The following is a 19232-nucleotide window of genomic DNA, read 5'->3' as shown; positions in this document are numbered from 1 at the left end:
GTCAGGACGCAGGGTCCAGATCAGCGTCGTCGGAATCGGCCTGCTCGCCGTCGGCCTGCTCGAGAGCGCCCTCGCCGGTGGGGATCATGGACTCGGCCGAGGCGGCCTCCTCCACCTCCTCGACCGGATCGGTGGCGATGATCTTGTCGGCGGCAATTTCCTCAAAGGCGATGGACAGGGGCTTGCGGGACATGGTCAGCACCTGGGGGGGAACCATGGCGCCCAATCCCTCGCCGAGCTGACCGAAGTAGGAGTTGATCTGGCAGGCCCGCAGCGCACCCAGCGTCACCAGGCGAAACTTGGATTCGGTTCGGTCCAGCAGCTCCTCGATGGTGGGATTCATCATGGTGTCGTGCTGTTCGGACATCAGCGCAGCCTTCTTCCAACGGGTTCTGGGGAGAGCGGGCTCATGCTAGCAAAGCGGGGCGCCAATTCCGTCATTGTCGGGCCGCGACCGGCGGGCCTCCTCGATGATCCCGGTGATGGCCGCCACCGTCTCGTCCAGGCGGTCGTTCACCACGTGGACGGCGTTCAACTCGTAGGCCAGCACCCGCTCGGCGTCGGCCAGGGCCAACCGCTCGGCGATGTGGTGCTCGGGGTCGCCCCGACCCCGCAGACGGGATTCCTGCTCGGCCGACGACGGTGCCTCCACGAAGATGCACAGGGCCTCGGGGTGACGCTCCCGCACCTGACCGGCACCCTGCACGTCGATCTCCAGCAGCACGTCGCGCCCCTCGGGGGGATCGGGCATCGGGGTGCCGTAGAGGTTGCCGGCGATCTCCGCCCACTCCACGAAGCCTCCGGCGGCGGCGTGGGCCATAAACTCCGCCTTGTCGACGAACACGTAGGCGGTATCGGGCTCACCGGGACGCTGCACCCGAGTGGTCCACGACCGGCTCAGCCATAGGTTGGGATCCTCGGCCACCAAGGCGGCCGCGATGGTACCCTTCCCGACCCCGCCGGGGCCGGACAGCACGATGATCAGGGCTCGAATTACTCGCTGCAGCGGGCCAGCAATGACGCCCGCTGTTGTTCACCCAGGCCGCGGATGCGACGGCTGTCGGAGATGCCGATCTCGTCCATCACCTTGCGAGCCCGAACCTTGCCCAATCCGGGAAGGGATTCCAAGACGGTGAGCACCTTGGTGCCGGCGATCACGTCGTCGGATTCCGCTTGGGAAAGCAGATCGGCCAGCGACATCGACCGCATCTTGAGCTTGGCCTTGATGTCCGCTCGCCTCCGGCGCACCTCTCCGGCTTTGGCCAGCGCCGCTTGACGCTGTTCGGCAGTGAGTTGTGGTGGTCCTGGCATCACACCATTGTAGTTTCTCCGGCCACCCAAGTCGGTCCTTTCGGTATGGTATTGTCTCACGGGGTCCGAACCGGCGTTGACCAGGGGAAATGCTCTCTACTACGGCCTGGCGGCCGCGGTCCGAGCAACCCCTAGCCGGGCCTGATCGAGTCGGCCACCGATTGCGCTTTGGTGGCCATGGCGGACAGGGCCTCCGGGAGCAAGGGCGAATCGGGCGCCAGGGATTGCACGTCGGCGGTCACGGTGCGACCCACCACCAAGACGGAGGCCCCCGCGGCGATCGCGGCGGCCGGGGTGGCCACCCGGGCCTGGTCGTGGTGGCCGGAGCCGGGCAGGCGAATCCCGGGCACCACCCGGAGCAGTTCGGGGGCCGCCGCCATCACCACGTCCAGGTCGGCGGCCGAGCAGATCACCCCGCCGCACCCGGCGTCGCGGGCCAGTCCCACCCGCTCCTCGAGCACGGCGGGCGAGCGTTCGTCCTGGCTGGTCAAGATGGTGACCCCGAGGGCCTGGGCCACCCCGCCGCTGGCCTCGGCCAAACCCTCCACCCCGGCCCGCAACATGGCGGCCCCACCCACGGTGTGCAGGGTCAGCCAGCGGGCCCCGGTGCGTCCCACCTGGGCGGCGGCCCGGCCCACCTGGGTGGGGATGTCGTGGAACTTGAGGTCCACGAACACGTCGTAATCCCGTTCGGTCATGGCGGTGACCGCCGCGGGTCCGGCGGTGGCGAACAACTCCAGGCCCACCTTGGCCACCCCCATGAACGGGGCCACCGCGTCGGCCATGGAGCAGGCCAGACCGAGATCGTCCACGTCCAGGACGATGGCCAGGCGGGGGTCGCGACGGGGGGCAACGGTCTCACCCATGGGCTGCTCCGATCAGCTCGTCCACCCGGGGTACGTCGTGGGCGACACACCAGCGGGCCAGTTCCTTCAGCACCTTGGCGGGTGCCCGGGGATCGGCGAACGTGGCCGTGCCCACCTGCACGGCCCGGGCCCCGGCCATCATCATCTCCACCGCGTGGACCCCGGTGGCGATCCCCCCCACCCCCACGATGGGCACCTCGGGCACGGCGGCGTACACGTCGTACACCGCCCGCACCGCCACCGGACCGACGGCCCGGCCCGACACCCCCCCGCCCCCGCCGCCCAGCACCGGGCGCCGGGCCTCGCAGTCGATCACCATGCCCAACAACGTGTTGATCAAGGTGACGGCGGCCGCACCCCCTTCCACGGCGGCCGCCGCGATGTCCACCAGGTCGCCGGTGGCGCTGAGCTTGGCCCACCGGGGCAGCCCGCAACCCGCGGCGGCGGCCAGGGCGTCGCGGGTGGTGTCCGCCGAGTGGGAGAACATGCGGCCCCGGTCCTCCAGATTGGGGCACGACACGTTGACCTCCACCGCCACCACGGCCGCCCGCGCCTCGGGGTCGGCCGCGGCCAAGAGCTCAGAGGCGGCGGCGTAGTCGTCGAGCGTGCGACCCCAGATCGACGCCACCACCCGGGCGCCGGTGGCGGCCAACCCGGGCAGCTCCTCGGCCAGCCAGCGGCTCACCCCCGGCCCCTGCAGGCCGACGCTGTTGATCATTCCGGCGGCCACGGGATGGACCCGGGGCGGGGGGTTGCCGGGCCACTCGTAGGGGGCCAGAGACTTGACCACCACCGCGCCCAGCGCGGCGTGGTCGAGGTGGCGGGCCAGTTCGGTGCCGTGACCCACCGTGCCCGAGGCGGCCATCACCGGATTGGGCAACCGCACCGAGCCCACGGTGGTGGCCAGCTCCGGCCCCCGACGTCGGCTCACCCCGGCCTCACAGCTCGAAGGCGAGCTGATCGCTGGTCACCCCTCGGTGATATTCCTGCAGGGTCCGCACCCGGAGCGGGTGGCGAGACCAGTCGGCCATGCCGTCGGCGGCGGCCAGCCCGGCCGAGGCGGTGGTGAGCAGCGGCACCCGGTTGCGACTGGCCGCCCTCCGGATGTGATCCCCGTCGGCCCGCGACCCCCGACCCCGGGGGGTGTTGACCACCAACTGCACCTCACCGCTGTCGATCAGCTCCACCACGTTCCCGGCTCCCCCGTCGTTGCCGGTTTCCCCGTCGCTGCCCTCCTCGCCCACCTTGGCCACCACCTGGCCCACCTCCACCCCGGCGTCGGCCAACGCCGCCGCCGTACCGGCGGTGGCCGCGATCCGCAGTCCCAACCCGGCGAACACCCGGCCCATCTCCACCCCGGCGGGCTTGTCCCGGTCGGCCAGCGACATCAGCACCGTGCCGTCGGCGGGCAGCGGCGACCCCGCGGCGATCTGGCTCTTGGCGAAGGCCAGGCCCGGACGCAGGTCGATGCCCATGACCTCGCCGGTGGATTTCATCTCCGGGCCCAAGATGGCGTCGGCCTCGGGGAACCGGCTGAACGGCAGCACCGCCTCCTTCACCGCGATGTGGTCGCCCATGGCCCGGCGCCCGAGCAGGCCCTCCTGGCGCAACTCGGCCAGGCTGGCCCCCATCATCACCCGGGTGGCCACCTTCACCAACGGCACCCCGGTGGCCTTGGCCACAAACGGCACGGTGCGCGACGCCCGGGGGTTGGCCTCCAGCACGAACACCTGGTCGGCCGCCCCCACGCCGTACCGCTTGACGGCGAACTGCACGTTGATGAGCCCGACCACCTCCAAGGCGGCGGCGATGTCCTTCACGTGGCGCTCCAACAGGGCCACGGTGGCCTCCGACAAGTGGATCGGGGGCAACATGCAGGCGCTGTCGCCGGAATGCACCCCGGCCTCCTCCACGTGCTCCATCACCCCGCCGATCAGCACCTCGCCGTACATGTCTCGGATGGCGTCCACGTCCACCTCGGTGGCGTCCTCCAAGAAGCGGTCGATCAGCACCGGTCGCTCGGCCGACAGCCCGCCCTCTCGGCCCAGCGACCCCGAGGCGGTCATCTCGTCCATGGCGGCCCGCAGATCGTCGTCGGTGTAGACGATGACCATGGCCCGGCCCCCCAGCACGTAGGAGGGCCGCACCAGCACGGGGTAGCCGATGCGGTCGGCCACGGCCAGGGCCTCGGCCACGTCGGCGGCGGTGCCCCCGGCGGGCTGGGGGATGTCGAGGCGGGCGCACAGGGCGTTCCACTGTTCCCGGTCCTCGGCCAAATCGATGCTCTCGGGGCTGGTGCCCACCACCAGGCCCACCGGCAGCACGCCCGCCAGCTTGAGCGGGGTCTGGCCCCCGAGCGACACCACCACCCCGGCGATGCCTGGCCCCCCGGCGGCCTGCGACGAGCGGGCCTCGGCGTCGATCACGTTGCGGACGTCCTCTTCGGTGAGGGGCTCGAAGTACAGCCGGTCGCTGGTGTCGTAGTCGGTGGACACCGTCTCGGGGTTGCAGTTGACCATGATGGTCTCGTAGCCCGCATCCGACAGGGCGTAGGCGGCGTGGACGCAGCAGTAGTCGAACTCCACGCCCTGGCCAATGCGGTTGGGACCCGACCCCAAGATGATGACCTTGGCCCGATCCGACGGCGCCACCTCGCCGACGTCCTCGTAGGTGGAGTAATGATACGGGGTCTCGGCCTCGAACTCGGCCGAGCAGGTGTCCACCGTCTTGAAAGTGGGCTCCACCCCGGCGGCCACCCGGGCCGCCCGCACCTCGGTGGCGGCCACCCCCCACAGGTAGGCGAGCTGCTCGTCGGAGAACCCGAACTGCTTGGCCCGCTTCCACGTCCGGGGCTCCATGGCGCCCATGCCCGCGGCGGCCAGCGCGGCCCGCTCCTCGGTGATCTGCAGGATCTGATCGCAGAACCACGGGTCCACCTTGGTGGCCTCGAAGAGCCGGCCCACGGTGACCCCCCGGCGCAACAGGGCCTCGATCTGGAAGATCCGCTCGGGCGTGGGCACGGCGGCGGCGGCCAGCAGCGCCTCGTCGCTCAGCTCCCGGTAGGCGGCCTCCCCTGGATCGGCGTTCAGCCCGAATCGGCCCAGCTCCAGCGACCGCAGGCCCTTTTGCAGCGACTCGGTGAAGGTGCGGCCGATGGCCATCACCTCGCCCACCGACTGCATCTGGGTGTTGAGCACCCCCGTCACGCCGGGGAACTTCTCGAACGCCCAGCGGGGCACCTTGGTCACCACGTAGTCGATCACCGGCTCGAAGCAGGCCGGGGTCTTCTCGGTGATGTCGTTGGGGATCTCGTCGAGGGTGTAGCCCACGGCCAGGCGGGCGGCGATCTTGGCGATGGGAAAGCCGGTGGCCTTGGAGGCCAACGCCGAGGAGCGCGACACCCGCGGGTTCATCTCGATCACGGCGTAGTCGCCGTTGTCGGGGTTCACCGCGAACTGGATGTTGGAGCCCCCGGTCTCCACCCCCACCCGGCGGATGCAGGCGAAGGCGGCGTCGCGCAGCACCTGGTACTCCACGTCGGAGAGGGTCTGGGCCGGGGCCACCGTGATGGAGTCGCCGGTGTGGACCCCCATCGGGTCGAGGTTCTCGATGGTACACACCACCACGCAGTTGTCGGCCCGGTCGCGCATCACCTCCAGCTCGTACTCCTTCCACCCGGCGATGGAGCGCTCGATGAGGATCTCGCTGATGGGGCTGGCGGCCAGGCCGTGGGCGGCCATGGCCCGGCCCTCGTCGGGGGTGTGGGCAATGCCGGTGCCGGTGCCCCCCAGGATGTAGGCCGGTCGGATGATGACGGGCAGGCCGATCCGCTCCATGATCTCGAGGGCCTCGTCCAGGGTGTTGGCGGTGGCCGAGGGGGGCACGGGCAGGCCGATGTCGATCATGGCCTGGCGGAACTGGGCCCGGTCCTCGGCGGTGGCGATGGCCGACCGGTCGGCGCCGATCACCTCCACCCCGTGCTCGTGGACCACGCCCGTCTCGATCAGCTCCATGGCCAGGTTCAGCGCCGTCTGTCCGCCGAGCGTGGGCAACAGGGCGTCGGGCTGTTCCCGCTGGATGATGGCGGTGAGCACCTCGGCGCTGAGGGGCTCCACGTAGGTGGCGTCGGCGAACTCGGGGTCGGTCATGATGGTGGCCGGGTTGGAGTTGGCCAGGATCACCCGGTAGCCCTCCTCGCGCAGCACCCGGCAGGCCTGGGTGCCGGAGTAGTCGAACTCGCAGGCCTGGCCGATCACGATGGGGCCCGACCCGATGAGAAGGATCGACTCGATGTCGGTTCGCTTACCCACGGTGGCCCCGCAGACGCTTGTCGGTTCGCCTACCCACGGGCGGTCCTGGTCATCAGCTCGTCGAACTCGGCGAACAGGTAGCGGGAGTCGTGGGGTCCGGGGCCCGCCTCGGGGTGGTACTGCACGCTGAAGGCGGCCAGGTCACGGCAGCGCAGGCCCTCCACGGTGTGGTCGTTGAGGTTGATGTGGGTGATGTCGGCGCCGGGCACCGAGGTGTCGGCCACGCAGAAGTTGTGGTTCTGGCTGGTGATCTCCACCGCCCCGGTGGCCAGGTTGCGCACCGGGTGGTTGCCGCCGTGGTGGCCGAAGGGCAGCTTGTAGGTCTCCCCGCCCAGAGTGGCGGCCAGCAGTTGGTGGCCCAGGCAGATGCCGAAGACGGGCACCTTGCCCAACAGCCCCGAGATGGTCTCCACCGCTCCCACCACCGCCTCGGGATCGCCGGGCCCGTTCGACAGGAACACCCCGTCGGGGTTGCGGGCCAAGACGTCGGCGGCCGCAGTGGCGGCCGGCACCACCTCCACGGTGGCGATGGTCTGCAGGTGGCGCACGATGGTGGCCTTCAGCCCGAAGTCCAACGCCACCACCCGGTGGGGCGCCCGACCGTCGTCGCGGGTGGTGGGGAAAAGCTCGGGCTCGGTACGGGTGACGGTGGCCACCAGATCGACGCCGTCGGTGCCGGGTTCGGCTCGGGCGGCGGCCCGCAGGTCGGACTCGGCCGCGGTCCCGAAGGCGCCGGGCATGGCCCCGGCGTCGCGGATGTGGCTGGTGAGCCGGCGGGTGTCCACCCCGGCCAGCCCGGCGATGCCCTGTTCGGCGAGGTAGGCGTCCAGGTCGTCGGTGGCCCGCCAACTGGAGCGGCGCCGGGCCATCTCCCGCACGATCACGCCCCGACAGAACGGGCGGCGGCTCTCGTGGTCGAGGGGGGTGACGCCGTAGTTGCCGATGTGGGGATAGGTGAAGGTGATGATCTGGCCGGCGTACGACGGATCGGTGATCACCTCCTGGTACCCGGTGAGCACGGTGTTGAACACCACTTCGCCCGAGGTGATGCCGTTGGCCGGGGCCGCCCCGATGGCCTCACCCTCGAACACCTCGCCGTCGCTCAGCACCAACACGCCGGGGCGGATCACGGCTGCCTCTCCGGATCCTGCCGCTCGCCGTCGCTCCGCGCCGTCACACCGGGGCCGATCATGCCCGCATCTCCTGGTCGACCACCACGGGGCGGCCACCGACGACGGTGTGGCGAACCCGGCCCCGCACCCGGCGGCCGGCGTAGGGGTTGTTGCGGGATCGGCTGGCCGAATCGCCGGGGTCCACGGTCCAGGGCTCGTCGGGATCGAACACGCACAGGTTGGCGGGCGAGTCGGGGGCGACGGGCCCGCCGTGGGTTCCGCTCAGCCCGGCGATGGCCGCCGGTCGCCAGCTCAACAGGCCCACCACCTCGGCCACCGGCAGGTTGAGCTCGGTCAACGCCAGGGCCAGGGCGGTCTCCAGGCCGAGCATGCCCGGCGGGGCCTGATCGAAGGGCCGCTCCTTGGCGTCGAGGGTGTGGGGGGCGTGGTCGGTGGCGATGGCGTCGAGGGCTCCGTCGCCCAGGCCCTCGCGCACCGCGTCACGGTCGTCGGCGGGGCGAAGCGGCGGGTTCACCTTGAACACCGGGTCGTAAGAGGCGCAGGACTCGTCGGTGAGGGTGAAGTGGTGGGTGGCGGCCTCGGCGGTCACCGCCACCCCGCCCTGGCGGGCGGCCCGCACCATGGCGATGGAACCCCGGGTGGACAGGTGCTGGAAGTGGACGGTGGCCCCGGTGAGGCGGCTGAGGGCGATGTCGCGCACCACCATCAGCTCCTCGGCCTCGGCGGGCACGCCGGGGATGCCCAGCTTGGCCGACCACTCCCCCTCGTGCATGTGGCCCCCCGCGGCCAGCGAATCCACCTCGCAGTGCTGGGCCAGCACCACCCCCAGCCCCGCGGCGTACTCCATGGCCCGGCGCATGAGGCCGGCGTCTTGCACCCCGTTGCCGTCGTCGGTGAACAGCCGCACCCCCAACCCGGCCATCTCGGCCATGGGCGCCAGCCGGTCCCCGGCCCGGCCCACGGTGATGGCCGCCGAGGTGTACACGTCGCACGGGGCTGCCCGCCCCAGGGCCAAAACCTCCTGCACCACCGCGGCGCAGTCGATGGGCGGGTTGGTGTTGGGCATGGCCACCACCGCGCTGTACCCGCCCCGCACCGCCGCCCACCCCCCGGACTCGATGGTCTCGGCCTCCTCGGCGCCGGGCTGGCGCAGGTGGGTGTGGAGGTCGACCAAGCCGGGGGCCACCACGCAGCCCGAGGCGTCCAACACCACGTCGGCGGACAGGTCGGGGCCCACGGCCACCACCCGGTCGCCGTCGATCACCACGTCGGCGGCCCGCTCCCCGGTCTGGTCGATCACCCGCCCGCCCTTGATGACGGTGCTCACGGGGCGTCCACCTCGGGGCCCAAATCGGAGCCGCCCGCCAGCAACAGGTAGAGCACGGCCATCCGCACGGCCACCCCGTGGCGGACCTGCTCGTTGAGGGTGGCGTTGGGCTGATCCAACACCTCGGGGGCGATCTCCACCCCTCGGTTCACCGGGCCGGGGTGCATCACCAGGGCGTCGGGGGCCAACCGGGCGGCCCGGTCCACGGTGAGCCCCCACTGGGCGGTGTACTCCCGCAGCGAGGGCACCAGGGCCTCGGACTGACGCTCGGACTGCACCCGCAACCCATACACCACGTCGCAGTCGCCCAGCACGTCGTCCAGGCTGAAGCCGACGTCCACCGGCCAGGATTCCACCGCGGGGGGCAACAGGGTCGGGGGGGCCACCAGGGTGACCTTGGCACCCAGGGCGGTGAACGCCATCACCCCGGAGCGGGCCACCCGGGAGTGCTTGATGTCGCCCAGGATCACGATGCGCCGCCCGGCCACCGAGCCGAGGCGGTCACGGATGGTGTAGCAGTCGAGCAGGGCCTGGGTGGGGTGCTCGTGCCAGCCGTCGCCCGCGTTGACCACGCAGGCCCCGGTCCAGCCCGCCACCTGGCGGGGCACGCCGGCCGAACGGTGGCGCACCACGATGGCGTCGGCCCCCATGGCGGAAATGGTGGCCACCGTGTCGCGCACCGATTCCCCCTTGTTGACCGAAGAGCTGGACACGTTGAAGCCCATCACGTCGGCCGACAGGCGCCGGGCGGCCACCTCGAACGAGAGCCGGGTGCGGGTGGAGTCCTCGTAGAACATCATGGCCACGGTCTTGCCCCGAAGGGCGGGCACCTTGGGAATGGGGCGCTGGGACACCTCGGTGAAGTGGTCGGCCAGTCGGCACACCTCGTCGATGCCCTCGGCGCCGAGATCGTCGATCGACAGCAGGTGCTCGGGGGGGAAGCGGTGGTCGTCGGGAGCAGACGCCGACCACGGGTCCGACGTCCGGCCGGTGACCGCCGGTTCGTTCACTTGACGAGCTCCCCGAGGTCCACGCCGTCTCGGTGGGCGTCCACCATCTCGTCGCGGCGGGTGGGCAGGTTCTTGCCCACGAAGTCGGGGCGGATGGGCAGCTCGCGGTGGCCCCGGTCGACCATCACCGCCAACTGCACGGCCCGGGGCCGGCCGTAGCTGTTCAGGGCGTCGAGGGCCGCCCGGATGGTGCGGCCGGTGTAGAGCACGTCGTCCACCAGCACCACCACCTGGCCGTCCAGGTTGAACGGGATCCGGGTGGGCGCCTCGGGCAACAGGGGCCGCAGGCCGAAGTCGTCGCGGTGAAAGGCCACGTCCAGGGTTCCCAACGGGGGCTGATCGCCTTCGATCTCGCCCAACGCCTCCGCGATGTCCTCGGCCAGCCACACCCCGCCGGTTTGCAGACCGATGATCACCACCCCGTCGAGCCCGTGGTTGCGCTCGATGATCTCGTGGGCCATGCGCCACGTTGCCCGGGTGATGTCCTCGGCGCCCATCACCCGACTGCGGGCAACGAAAACGCCCCCGTACGGGGGCGTTCGACGGCGCTCGCGTTCAGCCAAACTCAGGTTCCTCTCCGTCCGTACGGGCCTCACCGAACCCACTTCACGGTTGTCCCCGGCACTATACACCCGCCCACAACCAACCCGGCGACCACCCAGGGCTAGGGGTTGGGGGTGGGGGTGGGGGTGGGGGGGCGGGTTTGGGTGGCTACTTGGGAGAGGAGACCGTTGATGAAGCGGGAGGAGGAGGCGGTGGAGTACTCCTGGGCCAGTTCGACCGCTTCGTTGATGATCACCGCCACCGAGAGGTCGGTGCTGTGGGCCAACTCGAAGCTGGCCATGCGCAGGATGGCCCGGTCGAGGGCGGGCATCCGGGACACCGGCCAGTTCTCGGAAAGGGCCTCCAGGCGGGCGTCGATGTCGGCTCGGTGCTCGGCGGTGCCGGTGGCCAGGGTGTGGGCGTAGGGGTCGAGGGGGAGTTCCAGGCCGGCCACCAACTCGGCCATGTCGATGCCCTTCACCTCGGCCTCGTAGAGCAGGCCCATGGCCCGCTCCCGCACCTGGCGGCGTCGTGACCCGGCGACCAGCGGATCGGGGGGCTTCATCGCCGAGAACTCACCGGCACGCACCACCACCGGGGTTAGGAAGCAACGTCGACGGGGACGGTCAGGCCCGGCTGATGTACTCGCCGCTGCGGGTGTCCACCTTGATGCGCTCGCCGGGGTTCACGAACAACGGCACCTGCACCACCAGGCCGGTCTGGCAGGTGGCCGGTTTGGTGGCCCCCGACACCCGGTCGCCCTGCACGCCGGGCTCGGTGTCGGCGATGTCGAGTTCCACGGCGGCGGGCAGGTCGGTGCCCACGATCTCGGCGCCGAACATGCCGAGGATGACGGAGTTGTTCTCCACCAGGTAGTTCACCGCGTCGCCCAGCACGTCGGCGCCCACGTGGAGCTGGTCATAGGTCTCGTTGTCCATGAACACGTAGGCGTCCCCGTCGGCGTACAGGTACTGCATCTCCCGGCGGTCGATGTTGGCTCGCTCCACCTTCTCCCCGGCCCGGAAGGTGCGGTCCAACACGGCCCCGGTGCGGGCGTTTTTCAGCGTGGTGCGCACGAACGCCCCCCCTTTGCCCGGCTTCACGTGCTGGAACTCGACCACGTTGAACAGGCCGTCGTCCAGGTTCAGGGTCATGCCGTTCTTGAGGTCGTTGGTGGTGATGGTGGGCATGGCCCCAGTCTGACCCAACCGGCCTGCTCAGGCCACCGCGGACCCCGCTACACGCAGAGTTCGCCGCTCACCCCCCGGCTGCACAACAGGGTGCGCTCCACGCTCTTCAGCACGAAGCCCTCCCCCTGATCGAAGAGGTGGGCGAAAACGTGCAGCCGGTAGCCCAGAATCGAATCGTCCAGCAGGCCCTCGGCGTCGATGGTGATCTCGCCGAGGTCGCCCACGGAGGGGCCGCTCACGACCGTGTAGCGGCGCGATCCCTCCCCCTCATCGGGGACGAGGGCCCGGGCCACCACCATTCCCAACTCCCTCATCGTTCCCGCCGACGGTATCTCACCCAGGATCTGCACCACCCGCGACGTCGCATCATCGGTGCCGCCCACGAACCTCGGCACCCCATTGGTGGCCGTAGCGTACGGGGTGGCATACGGCGTGGCCGAAGCCGTGGCGTACGGCGTGGCCGAGGCTGTGGCGTACGGCGTCGAATCCGGCGTGGAGACCGGGGTCGCCACTGGGGTGACGACAGGGGTACTCACCGGGGTCGCAACTGCCGTCGCATACGGAGTGCTCTCCGGGGTGGCAACCGGAGTCGCCACCGCCGTCGCATACGGGGTGCTCTCCGGGGTGGCAACCGCAGTGGCCACCGGCGTGGAGACCGGGGTCGCTACCGGAGTTAGGACAGGGGTGGCAACCGCAGTGGCCACCGGCGTGGAGACCGGGGTCGCCACCGAGGTCGCATACGGGGTGGCGTACGGCGTGCCCACCGGGGTCGCCACCGAGGTGGCGTACGTGGTACTCACGGGGGTTCCCGCCTGCGTGTCGTAGGGCGTGCTGGAACCAGGGCCGGTCTCCATGCCCGACGGCCCGCTGTCCCCACAGGCGCCGACAACCAAGGCAAGCGTCACGCACAGGGTGGCAAGTTCAATCTTCATCCGCATGGCAACTCCAGTTCCTTGGGAGTGGTGGTGAGCGGGCGGGGGCCGGTGGGGGTGACGACCACGGTGTCCTCCACTCGGGCGCCGCAGAGTCCGGGCAGGTAGACGCCGGGTTCCACGGTGATCACGTGGCCGACCTCCAGCGTCTCGGTGGCGGTGGCCCGCACCCAGGGCTGCTCGTGGATGTCGAGGCCCACCCCGTGGCCGGTGCCGTGGACGAAGGCGTCGGCCCAGCCGTCGGCGTCGATACGGTCGCGACACGCCTTGTCCACCTCGGCGATGGCCCGGCCCGCGGCCACCTGCTCCACGCCGAGGCGCTGGGCGTCGCGAACGGTGTCGAACACCCGGCGGGCCTCGGGGTCGGGCTCGCCCACGGCCAGGGTGCGGGTCATGTCAGATCGGTAGCCGTCCACCACCGCCCCCATGTCCACGATCACCAGCTCACCCGGCCCAACGAGGCGCGCCGAGGGCCGCTTGTGGGGTAGCGCGGCGTTGGGCCCCGAGGCCACGATGGTGGCAAAGGCGCTGCCGTCGGCCCCCCGGCGACGCAGCGCGCTGTCCAACGCCAGGGCCACCTCCTTCTCGGTGGGTCCGTCGGCCAACATCGGGGCCACCTCGCCCAGCGTGGCGTCGGCGATGGCTGCGGCGGCGGCCATGCGGGCGATCTCCCCCTCGTCCTTGACCTGGCGGCACCCCTCCACCACGCCGACGGTGGCCACCAACTCGGCGGCCTCGAACCAGTCGGCGTAGCGACGCTGGTCGGCCCAGCTCACCGAGGCGGCCTCCAGGCCGATGCGCCCCACCCCGGCGGACGCGGCCACCAGCAGGTCTTTGGGGAGTTCGTTGGTGATCTCGATGCGCACATCCACCCCGGCCCCGGCGGTCTCGGCCTCGGATTGATCGGTGTAGCGGCGGTCGGTGATCAACACCAGCTCCTCGGGGCCCAACCAGGCCAACCCGGCCGAGCCGGTGAACCCACAGAGATAGCGGACGTTGGTCAGGTTGGTCACCACCAGGCCGTCGCAACCGGCCTCGGCCATGGAGGCCCTCACCCGGTCGGCCCGCCCGGCCACGTCCATGGGGGCGAGGGTGGCGACGCTGCCCCCGGCCCCGTCCGTGGGGGGGAGGTCGCGGGGGCGGGCGGGGTCGATCATGGCAGCAACCGGGCCACCGCGTCCACGGCCAACTCGTAGCCGTGGCCGCCGAAACCCACGATGGTGCCGGTGGCCACCGGGCTGACCACCGAGGTGTGACGCCACGGTTCCCGGGCGTTGGGGTTGGACAGGTGCAACTCCACCACCGGCCCCTCGAAGGCGGCCAGGGCGTCGTGGATGGCCCACGAGTAGTGGGTGAAGGCGCCGGGGTTGATGATGATGGCCGCAAAGCGCTCCCGGGCCCGGTGGATGTGGTCGATGAGGGCGCCCTCGTCGTTGGACTGGTGGTGCTCGACGCCGAGACCGTGGCGCTCGGCAGCGGTGGCCGCGGTGGCCACGTGGTCGTCGAGGGTGGCGGTGCCGTACACCTCCGGCTCCCGGTCGCCCAACAGGTTCAGGTTGGGCCCCGACAACAACAGGATGGTCCGGCTCACGGGGAATCCTTCGACTGGGTGGGGGCACGACTCATGGGGATTCCTCCGAGGGAGCTGGACCGCTCATCGCAGGGCCTCCAAGCACGCCCGCACCACGACGGGGTCGGGGGCCACCACCGGTTCGATGCCGTTCGGCCCGTCCAGCATGAAGGTCACCCCGTCCACGGCCTTCTTGTCGCGGCTGAACAGCGGCACCAGGGCGTCGACGTCGGCACCGGCGGGCAGGCGCACGGGCAGGCCGTAGCCGCTCACCACTTCCCGGTGCTCGGCCACCCGGCGGGCGTCGATGCGCCCCAGGCCGTGGGCCAGCTCGGCGGCGTACACCAGCCCGATGGCCACCGCCTCGCCGTGGCGCAGGTCGTAGCCGCCGTGGGCCTCGAGGGCGTGGGCCAGCGTGTGGCCGTAGTTGAGCACCGCCCGGCGGCCACCCTCCCGCTCGTCGGCGGCCACCACCTCGGCCTTGATGGCCACGCAGCGGGCCACCCGCTCCACCAGGCCCAGCGTCTCCAGTTCGGCGTCGGCGATGAAGTGGTACTTGGCCATCTCCCCCAACCCCGACCGCATCTCCTCGGCGGGCAGGGTGCTCAGCACCTCGGTGTCGCACAGCACGGCGGCGGGCTGCCAGAAGGCCCCCACCAGGTTCTTGCCCTCGGGCAGGTTCACCCCCGTCTTGCCCCCCACCGAGGCGTCGATCTGGGCCAACAGGGTGGTGGCCACGTACACCATGCGAATGCCCCGGTGGTAGACGGCGGCGGCGAAGCCGGCCAGGTCGGTGACCGCTCCCCCGCCCACGGCCACCACCGCGTCGGCCCGGGTGAGCCCCCAGCGGGCGAACTCCCGGCACAGGTCCTCCACCGCACCCAGCGTCTTGATGTGCTCGCCGTTGTCGGTGATGAACACCCGGTGCTCCACGCCCGGGTCCACGGTGATGGCCGCCTCGGCCACCGCCGCCTGGGTGACCACCGCCACCCGGCCCACGCCAGGGGGGATGACCTCGGCCAACCGGTGGCGCACACCGGGCCCCACCCACACGTCGTACGACCGCTCCCCCAGCTCCACGGGAACCAGAATCGGGTCGTTGGCGGCCCCGGCGGCTTCGGCGGCTTCGGTCCCGGCGACGGCGGGCGCTGCGCCATCCAGGGCCACATCCATCCGGGCGGTTCCCGCGTTCATCGCACCGCGGCCGGTCGGGGGCGGAGCTGTCGGACGCGCTCGGCCACTTGGTGGGCGCTCAGGTCGTCCACGTCGACGATGTCGTGGGCGGTCTCGGCGTACAGGTCGGCCCGGACGGCGTGAATGGCCCCCAGGTCGGCCGCGGGGTCGCCGCCCAACAGGGGTCGGTTCGCGCCACCGCCGACCCGCCGGACCAGCGTGTCCACCCCGGCTCGCAGCCAGCACACCCATGCCCGACCCCGCAGCCGGGCCCGGTTCTCGTCCCGCAGCACCACTCCCCCGCCGCAGGCCAGCACCAGCGGCTGCGGCGACGCCAGACACTCGGCCAGCTCCGCCTGCTCCAGGGTGCGAAAGCCGTCCTCCCCGTCGCCGGCGAAGATCTCGGGAATGGACCGCCCGTGGCGCTCGGCGATGGCGACGTCCAGGTCCACGAACCGCAGCCCCTCCGACTGGGCCAGCCAGAACCCCACCGTGGACTTACCCGACCCCATCATGCCCACCAGGGCCACGTGCGGCTCACCGTTCACGACTCGATCCTACCGAAGCAACGCCGCCTGCCTGGTCGCGCTTATGCCCGACCCCTGGGCTCGTTCCCGAAACGCTCAGCGGCCCCGAACCTGGGCCTTCTCCTCAGACCGCTCCGTACACGGCCAGCACCATGGCCGCCCCCCCGACCGACATGGCCGGGGCGAAGGGGAACACGGTGCGGCGGGGGTGGGAGGGGTCGGCCAGCGGGTCGGGCAGCACCTCGTTGCCCCACGCCCGCATGGCCCACACCAACAGCCCCATCACCGCCCCCAGGAGTGACGACAGCCCGAACGCCAACAGCACGGCCAAGAGCGACTCGCCGTAGCCCGATCCCACCCACCCGAGCACCAGCCCGATGGGCAGGGCCAGCTTCACGTCGCCCAGGCCCAGACTGCCCCCCGAGAACACGTGCAGCAGCGACATGGAGGCCCCGTACAGCCCGGCGGCCGCCGCGGCTTGGCCGAGGGCGCCCGGTTGGTGGCGCAACAGGGAGATGAGCGTCATCAGGCCCAACAGCACCCCCACGGTGGGAAACACGATGGCGTTGGGGATTCGGTAGTCGAACAGGTCCACGGTGGTCACCCCCACCAGGGCCACGAACAACGACCACACCGCCAGCACGTCCCAGGTGGTGCCCAGCACCCAGCCGGCCACCCCGAGCGACAGGGCGGTGAACGTGGGCACCAGCACCCGCAACGACCGGCTGTCGCGCACCCCGAGGCGCCACAGCCACACCAACAGGAAGCGTCCGGCCACCCCGCCGATCACCACTCCGGCCACCGCCATGGCCACCCGGCTCATCGGCCCACCAACCCAGCAGCAACCACCCGGCCCACCGCCCCCACCCAGCCACCAACCACCCGGCTCATCGGGACTCCAGGGCGGCGAGGGCGGCGGCGGTCATGGCCACGACGGGGGGTTCGGCCCCGGTCCAGATCCGCACCGCGTGGGCGGCCTGATGCACCAGCATCCCGATCCCGGTGGAGCGGGCCACCCCCCGGCGGTCGCATTCGGCCAACAGCGGGGTCACCACCGGGTTGTACACCAAATCCACCACGTGCTGACCCCCCCGCAGCAGCTCCACCTCCACGGGCACACCCCCCGACCCGGTGGTGGCGGCCATACCTACCGGGGTGGCGTTCACCACCAGACCGAACCGCCCCACCTCGCCCAACCCCGCGGTGGTGCCCACCGGCCCGGCCAGCGCGGCCGCCGAAGCGGCCTGCTCGGCCCGCCGGGCGATCACCGCCACCTCGGCCGCGCCCCGGCGGCCCAGCTCGGCCACCACCGCCCGGGCCGCCCCGCCGGCGCCCACCACCGCCACCGACGCCCCGGCCACCTCCACCCCGTCGGCCCCCAACCCGTCGCAGAACCCGGCCCCGTCGGTGTTGTGGCCCACCAGCCGGCCTCCCACCCGGGCCACGCAGTTCACCACCCCCAACACGGCCGCCGCCGGGCTCAGCTCGTCCACCGCGGCGGCCACGTCACCCTTGTGGGGCATGGTCACCGACAGCCCCACCATGGCCCGCTCCCGCATCGCCGCCAGCGCCGCCGCGGCCTCCCCCGGCGGCACCTCGAAAGCGGCGTAGCGCCAGGCCAACCCCAGCTCGTCGAAGGCGGCCTGGCAGATGACCGGCGACAGGGAGTGGCGCACCGGGTACCCGATCACCCCGGCGGCCACCTCGGCGTCGGCGGGCAGACCGATGGGCGTCAGCATCCCAGCTCTCGTTCCCGACAGAGGGCCACCGCCACCTCGTGCTCCTCGGCGGTGAGGCTGAAGGTGTGGGCGCCGGGCACCGGGTCGTCGGTGCGGGCGTAGAACAACCAGAAGCCCTCGGCGGGGTTCAGGGCGGCGGCCAGCGAGGCCCGTCCGGGGGCGGCGATGGGGCCGGGCGGCAGCCCGGTGCGGTTGTACACGTTGTAGGGGTTGTCCACGTCCAAATCCGACAGGGTCAACGGGTCGGTTGGCTTGTTCACGGCATACCGCACCGCGGCGTCGATCTGCAACGGCCAGCCCATGCCCAACCGGTTGTAGATCACCCGGGCGATCTTGGCCCGGTCCTCGTCGATGAGGGCCTCCTTCTCCACGAGCGAGGCCACGATGACCGCCTCATAGGGCGACACCCCCACCGTGTCGGGGGCGTCGGCCAGGCCCACCTCGGCGGCCACCGCGTCGAACTGGTTCACCAGCCGCACCACCAGGGCGGCCTCGTCGCCGGCGGTGGCGTCGTCCAGCAGGTAGGTGTCGGGGAACAGCATCCCCTCCAGTGTGCTGTTGGCCGGCTGATACTGCGACCGCAGCGGCGGGAAGGCCAGGGCCCGGGCCAGGTCGTCGGCACTGAAGGTGGCCACCTGCGACACCAACTCGGCCTGGATCTGGGCCAGGGTGAGGCCCTCGGGCAGCACCACCCGCCGGCTGTCGTCGGCCAGGCCGGGGGCGGGCCCGGCCAACAGCACGTCCTTGGCCCGCCACACCGACATGTTCTCGTGCAGGAGGTAGTTGCCGGCCTGGACGTCCCCGGCGTCCTTGAAGCGCAGGTAGTAGCGGAACACGGTGGAGTTGGGCACCACCCCCTCGTCCTCCAGGATGCGGGCGATGTCGTTGATGCCCGCCCCCGACGGGATGTTCACCACCAACTCGGGCCCCTCGTCGCCGGGCGGGTCGAGGCGGTCGTCGATCCAACCCTTGAGCCACAGCGACCCCACCAGAAGCACCACCCCCGCGCACGCGGCGATGATGAGCACCCGGGTGAGCGTGGAGGTGCGCCGGGGCAGCCAGTCCCAGTCCCCCGGGTCGTCGCCGTCGGTCACCACCACCGGGGGCCGATAGCCCGCCGGGGTCCGCTCGCTCACGGCGACCGCTCGGCCCGGTTGGCGTCCAGCCAGCCCTGCAGGATCACCGACGCCGCCACCATGTCCACCCGACGGCGCCGGGCCCGCCCGTCGAGGCCGGCCTCGGCCAGGGACCGGTTGGCGATGACGGTGGTCAGGCGCTCGTCGTGGGTCACCACCGGCACGCCCAGCGCCGAGCGCAACTGCTCCACCTCCCCGGCGGCCCCCCGGGCGGCGGGGCCCGCTCCCCCGTCGAGCGACAGGGGCAGGCCCACCACCACCACCTCGGCCTCGTACTCGGCCACCAGCTCGGCGATGCGGCGGTGGTCGCCGGGCCGACCCCCGGAGCGTTCCAGCACCACCAGCGGGGTGGCCATCCGCCCTCCGGCGTCGGAGACGGCCACGCCGATGCGGCGTTCACCCAAATCGATGCCCAGCGCCCGGGCCGACATCAATCAGGAGCCGACACGCCGCACGATCCGCCGG

At 71.7% G+C, this 19232-nt stretch carries 22 protein-coding genes; 1 reads left to right on the top strand and 21 read right to left on the bottom strand.

Going from position 1 to position 19232, the window contains the following annotated elements; genetic code table 11:
- Position 1 precedes the first annotated feature (1 nt).
- From rpoZ to ACOQPQ_RS00100, 13 genes are all read right to left on the bottom strand, one after another.
- Positions 2-367 (bottom strand): DNA-directed RNA polymerase subunit omega, encoded by a 366-nt coding sequence (gene rpoZ, locus ACOQPQ_RS00160; RefSeq protein ID WP_420637432.1) that lies wholly within the window; start codon positions 365-367, stop codon positions 2-4.
- Between the two features lie 45 nt (positions 368-412).
- Positions 413-976, bottom strand: a complete 564-nt coding sequence (locus tag ACOQPQ_RS00155) for a guanylate kinase (protein WP_420637431.1) — start codon at positions 974-976, stop codon at positions 413-415.
- 17 nt (positions 977-993) lie between these two features.
- Positions 994-1311, bottom strand: coding sequence for an integration host factor, actinobacterial type (gene mihF / locus ACOQPQ_RS00150; RefSeq protein ID WP_420637430.1), 318 nt, complete (start codon positions 1309-1311; stop codon positions 994-996).
- Between the two features lie 131 nt (positions 1312-1442).
- On the bottom strand, positions 1443-2177 hold the full coding sequence (pyrF, locus tag ACOQPQ_RS00145; protein WP_420637429.1) for an orotidine-5'-phosphate decarboxylase: 735 nt from the start codon (positions 2175-2177) through the stop codon (positions 1443-1445).
- A complete protein-coding gene (locus ACOQPQ_RS00140; protein WP_420637428.1) occupies positions 2170-3108 on the bottom strand; it encodes a dihydroorotate dehydrogenase in 939 nt (312 codons plus the stop codon). The genes pyrF and ACOQPQ_RS00140 overlap by 8 nt, the downstream gene beginning before the upstream one ends.
- Before the next feature lie 7 nt (positions 3109-3115).
- A complete protein-coding gene (gene carB / locus ACOQPQ_RS00135; protein WP_420637427.1) occupies positions 3116-6487 on the bottom strand; it encodes a carbamoyl-phosphate synthase large subunit in 3372 nt (1123 codons plus the stop codon).
- A 29-nt stretch (positions 6488-6516) separates the two neighbouring features.
- Complete coding sequence (gene carA, locus ACOQPQ_RS00130) at positions 6517-7617, bottom strand: glutamine-hydrolyzing carbamoyl-phosphate synthase small subunit (protein ID WP_420637426.1); 1101 nt, start codon at positions 7615-7617, stop codon at positions 6517-6519.
- 58 nt (positions 7618-7675) lie between these two features.
- Positions 7676-8947: a dihydroorotase gene (locus ACOQPQ_RS00125; RefSeq protein WP_420637425.1), complete on the bottom strand. Its 1272-nt coding sequence runs from the start codon at positions 8945-8947 to the stop codon at positions 7676-7678.
- Positions 8944-9873 carry an aspartate carbamoyltransferase catalytic subunit gene (locus ACOQPQ_RS00120; RefSeq protein WP_420640327.1) on the bottom strand — a complete coding sequence of 310 codons (930 nt, stop codon included), beginning with the start codon at positions 9871-9873 and terminating at the stop codon, positions 8944-8946. Before ACOQPQ_RS00120 ends, ACOQPQ_RS00125 begins: the two co-directional genes overlap by 4 nt.
- 80 nt (positions 9874-9953) lie before the next feature.
- On the bottom strand, positions 9954-10520 hold the full coding sequence (pyrR, locus tag ACOQPQ_RS00115; protein ID WP_420637424.1) for a bifunctional pyr operon transcriptional regulator/uracil phosphoribosyltransferase PyrR: 567 nt from the start codon (positions 10518-10520) through the stop codon (positions 9954-9956).
- 101 nt (positions 10521-10621) lie between these two features.
- A complete protein-coding gene (nusB, locus tag ACOQPQ_RS00110) occupies positions 10622-11089 on the bottom strand; it encodes a transcription antitermination factor NusB (RefSeq protein ID WP_420637423.1) in 468 nt (155 codons plus the stop codon).
- Positions 11090-11126: 37 nt separating this feature from the next.
- Positions 11127-11690, bottom strand: coding sequence for an elongation factor P (gene efp, locus ACOQPQ_RS00105; RefSeq protein ID WP_420637422.1), 564 nt, complete (start codon positions 11688-11690; stop codon positions 11127-11129).
- A gap of 47 nt (positions 11691-11737) precedes the next feature.
- The gene (locus ACOQPQ_RS00100; protein WP_420637421.1) at positions 11738-12073 is read right to left on the bottom strand and encodes a hypothetical protein; all 336 of its coding nucleotides are present in this window, start codon (positions 12071-12073) and stop codon (positions 11738-11740) included.
- Positions 12074-12122: 49 nt separating this feature from the next.
- On the opposite strand from ACOQPQ_RS00100, the gene ACOQPQ_RS00095 reads away from it, so the two are divergent.
- The gene (locus ACOQPQ_RS00095; RefSeq protein WP_420637420.1) at positions 12123-12515 is read left to right on the top strand and encodes a hypothetical protein; all 393 of its coding nucleotides are present in this window, start codon (positions 12123-12125) and stop codon (positions 12513-12515) included.
- Between the two features lie 103 nt (positions 12516-12618).
- Here the strand turns inward: ACOQPQ_RS00095 and ACOQPQ_RS00090 are convergent, their stop codons facing one another.
- The 8 genes from ACOQPQ_RS00090 to ruvX all read right to left on the bottom strand — a co-directional run bounded on the left by ACOQPQ_RS00090 (position 12619) and on the right by ruvX (position 19198).
- Complete coding sequence (locus tag ACOQPQ_RS00090; protein ID WP_420637419.1) at positions 12619-13779, bottom strand: M24 family metallopeptidase; 1161 nt, start codon at positions 13777-13779, stop codon at positions 12619-12621.
- A complete protein-coding gene (aroQ, locus tag ACOQPQ_RS00085) occupies positions 13776-14213 on the bottom strand; it encodes a type II 3-dehydroquinate dehydratase (RefSeq protein WP_420637418.1) in 438 nt (145 codons plus the stop codon). The genes ACOQPQ_RS00090 and aroQ overlap by 4 nt, the downstream gene beginning before the upstream one ends.
- A gap of 63 nt (positions 14214-14276) precedes the next feature.
- A complete protein-coding gene (locus ACOQPQ_RS00080) occupies positions 14277-15386 on the bottom strand; it encodes a 3-dehydroquinate synthase family protein (RefSeq protein WP_420637417.1) in 1110 nt (369 codons plus the stop codon).
- Positions 15383-15913, bottom strand: coding sequence for a shikimate kinase (locus tag ACOQPQ_RS00075; protein WP_420637416.1), 531 nt, complete (start codon positions 15911-15913; stop codon positions 15383-15385). The genes ACOQPQ_RS00080 and ACOQPQ_RS00075 overlap by 4 nt, the downstream gene beginning before the upstream one ends.
- Positions 15914-16016: 103 nt before the next feature.
- Positions 16017-16715 carry a prepilin peptidase gene (locus tag ACOQPQ_RS00070; protein ID WP_420637415.1) on the bottom strand — a complete coding sequence of 233 codons (699 nt, stop codon included), beginning with the start codon at positions 16713-16715 and terminating at the stop codon, positions 16017-16019.
- A gap of 64 nt (positions 16716-16779) precedes the next feature.
- Complete coding sequence (aroE, locus tag ACOQPQ_RS00065) at positions 16780-17631, bottom strand: shikimate dehydrogenase (RefSeq protein ID WP_420637414.1); 852 nt, start codon at positions 17629-17631, stop codon at positions 16780-16782.
- Complete coding sequence (mltG, locus tag ACOQPQ_RS00060) at positions 17625-18767, bottom strand: endolytic transglycosylase MltG (protein WP_420637413.1); 1143 nt, start codon at positions 18765-18767, stop codon at positions 17625-17627. Before mltG ends, aroE begins: the two co-directional genes overlap by 7 nt.
- The gene (gene ruvX, locus ACOQPQ_RS00055) at positions 18764-19198 is read right to left on the bottom strand and encodes a Holliday junction resolvase RuvX (RefSeq protein WP_420637412.1); all 435 of its coding nucleotides are present in this window, start codon (positions 19196-19198) and stop codon (positions 18764-18766) included. The genes mltG and ruvX overlap by 4 nt, the downstream gene beginning before the upstream one ends.
- Between the last annotated feature and the right edge of the window lie 34 nt (positions 19199-19232).

It is taken from the genome of Candidatus Poriferisocius sp. (assembly GCF_965219775.1).
Lineage (GTDB): Bacteria > Actinomycetota > Acidimicrobiia > Acidimicrobiales > Bin134 > Poriferisocius.
This window is presented reverse-complemented; position numbering and strand designations above follow the sequence as displayed.

Bases quoted from the DNA above. Each gene is read 5' to 3' on its own strand.
- ACOQPQ_RS00080 (WP_420637417.1), bottom strand. From the start codon at position 15,386: ATGAACGCGGGAACCGCCCGGATGGATGTGGCCCTGGATGGCGCAGCG.
- ruvX (WP_420637412.1), bottom strand. From the start codon at position 19,198: ATGTCGGCCCGGGCGCTGGGCATCGATTTGGGTGAACGCCGCATCGGC.
- mihF (WP_420637430.1), bottom strand. From the start codon at position 1,311: ATGCCAGGACCACCACAACTCACTGCCGAACAGCGTCAAGCGGCGCTG.
- pyrF (WP_420637429.1), bottom strand. From the start codon at position 2,177: ATGGGTGAGACCGTTGCCCCCCGTCGCGACCCCCGCCTGGCCATCGTC.
- ACOQPQ_RS00090 (WP_420637419.1), bottom strand. From the start codon at position 13,779: ATGATCGACCCCGCCCGCCCCCGCGACCTCCCCCCCACGGACGGGGCC.
- efp (WP_420637422.1), bottom strand. From the start codon at position 11,690: ATGCCCACCATCACCACCAACGACCTCAAGAACGGCATGACCCTGAAC.
- rpoZ (WP_420637432.1), bottom strand. From the start codon at position 367: ATGTCCGAACAGCACGACACCATGATGAATCCCACCATCGAGGAGCTG.
- aroE (WP_420637414.1), bottom strand. From the start codon at position 17,631: ATGCTGACGCCCATCGGTCTGCCCGCCGACGCCGAGGTGGCCGCCGGG.
- ACOQPQ_RS00070 (WP_420637415.1), bottom strand. From the start codon at position 16,715: ATGAGCCGGGTGGCCATGGCGGTGGCCGGAGTGGTGATCGGCGGGGTG.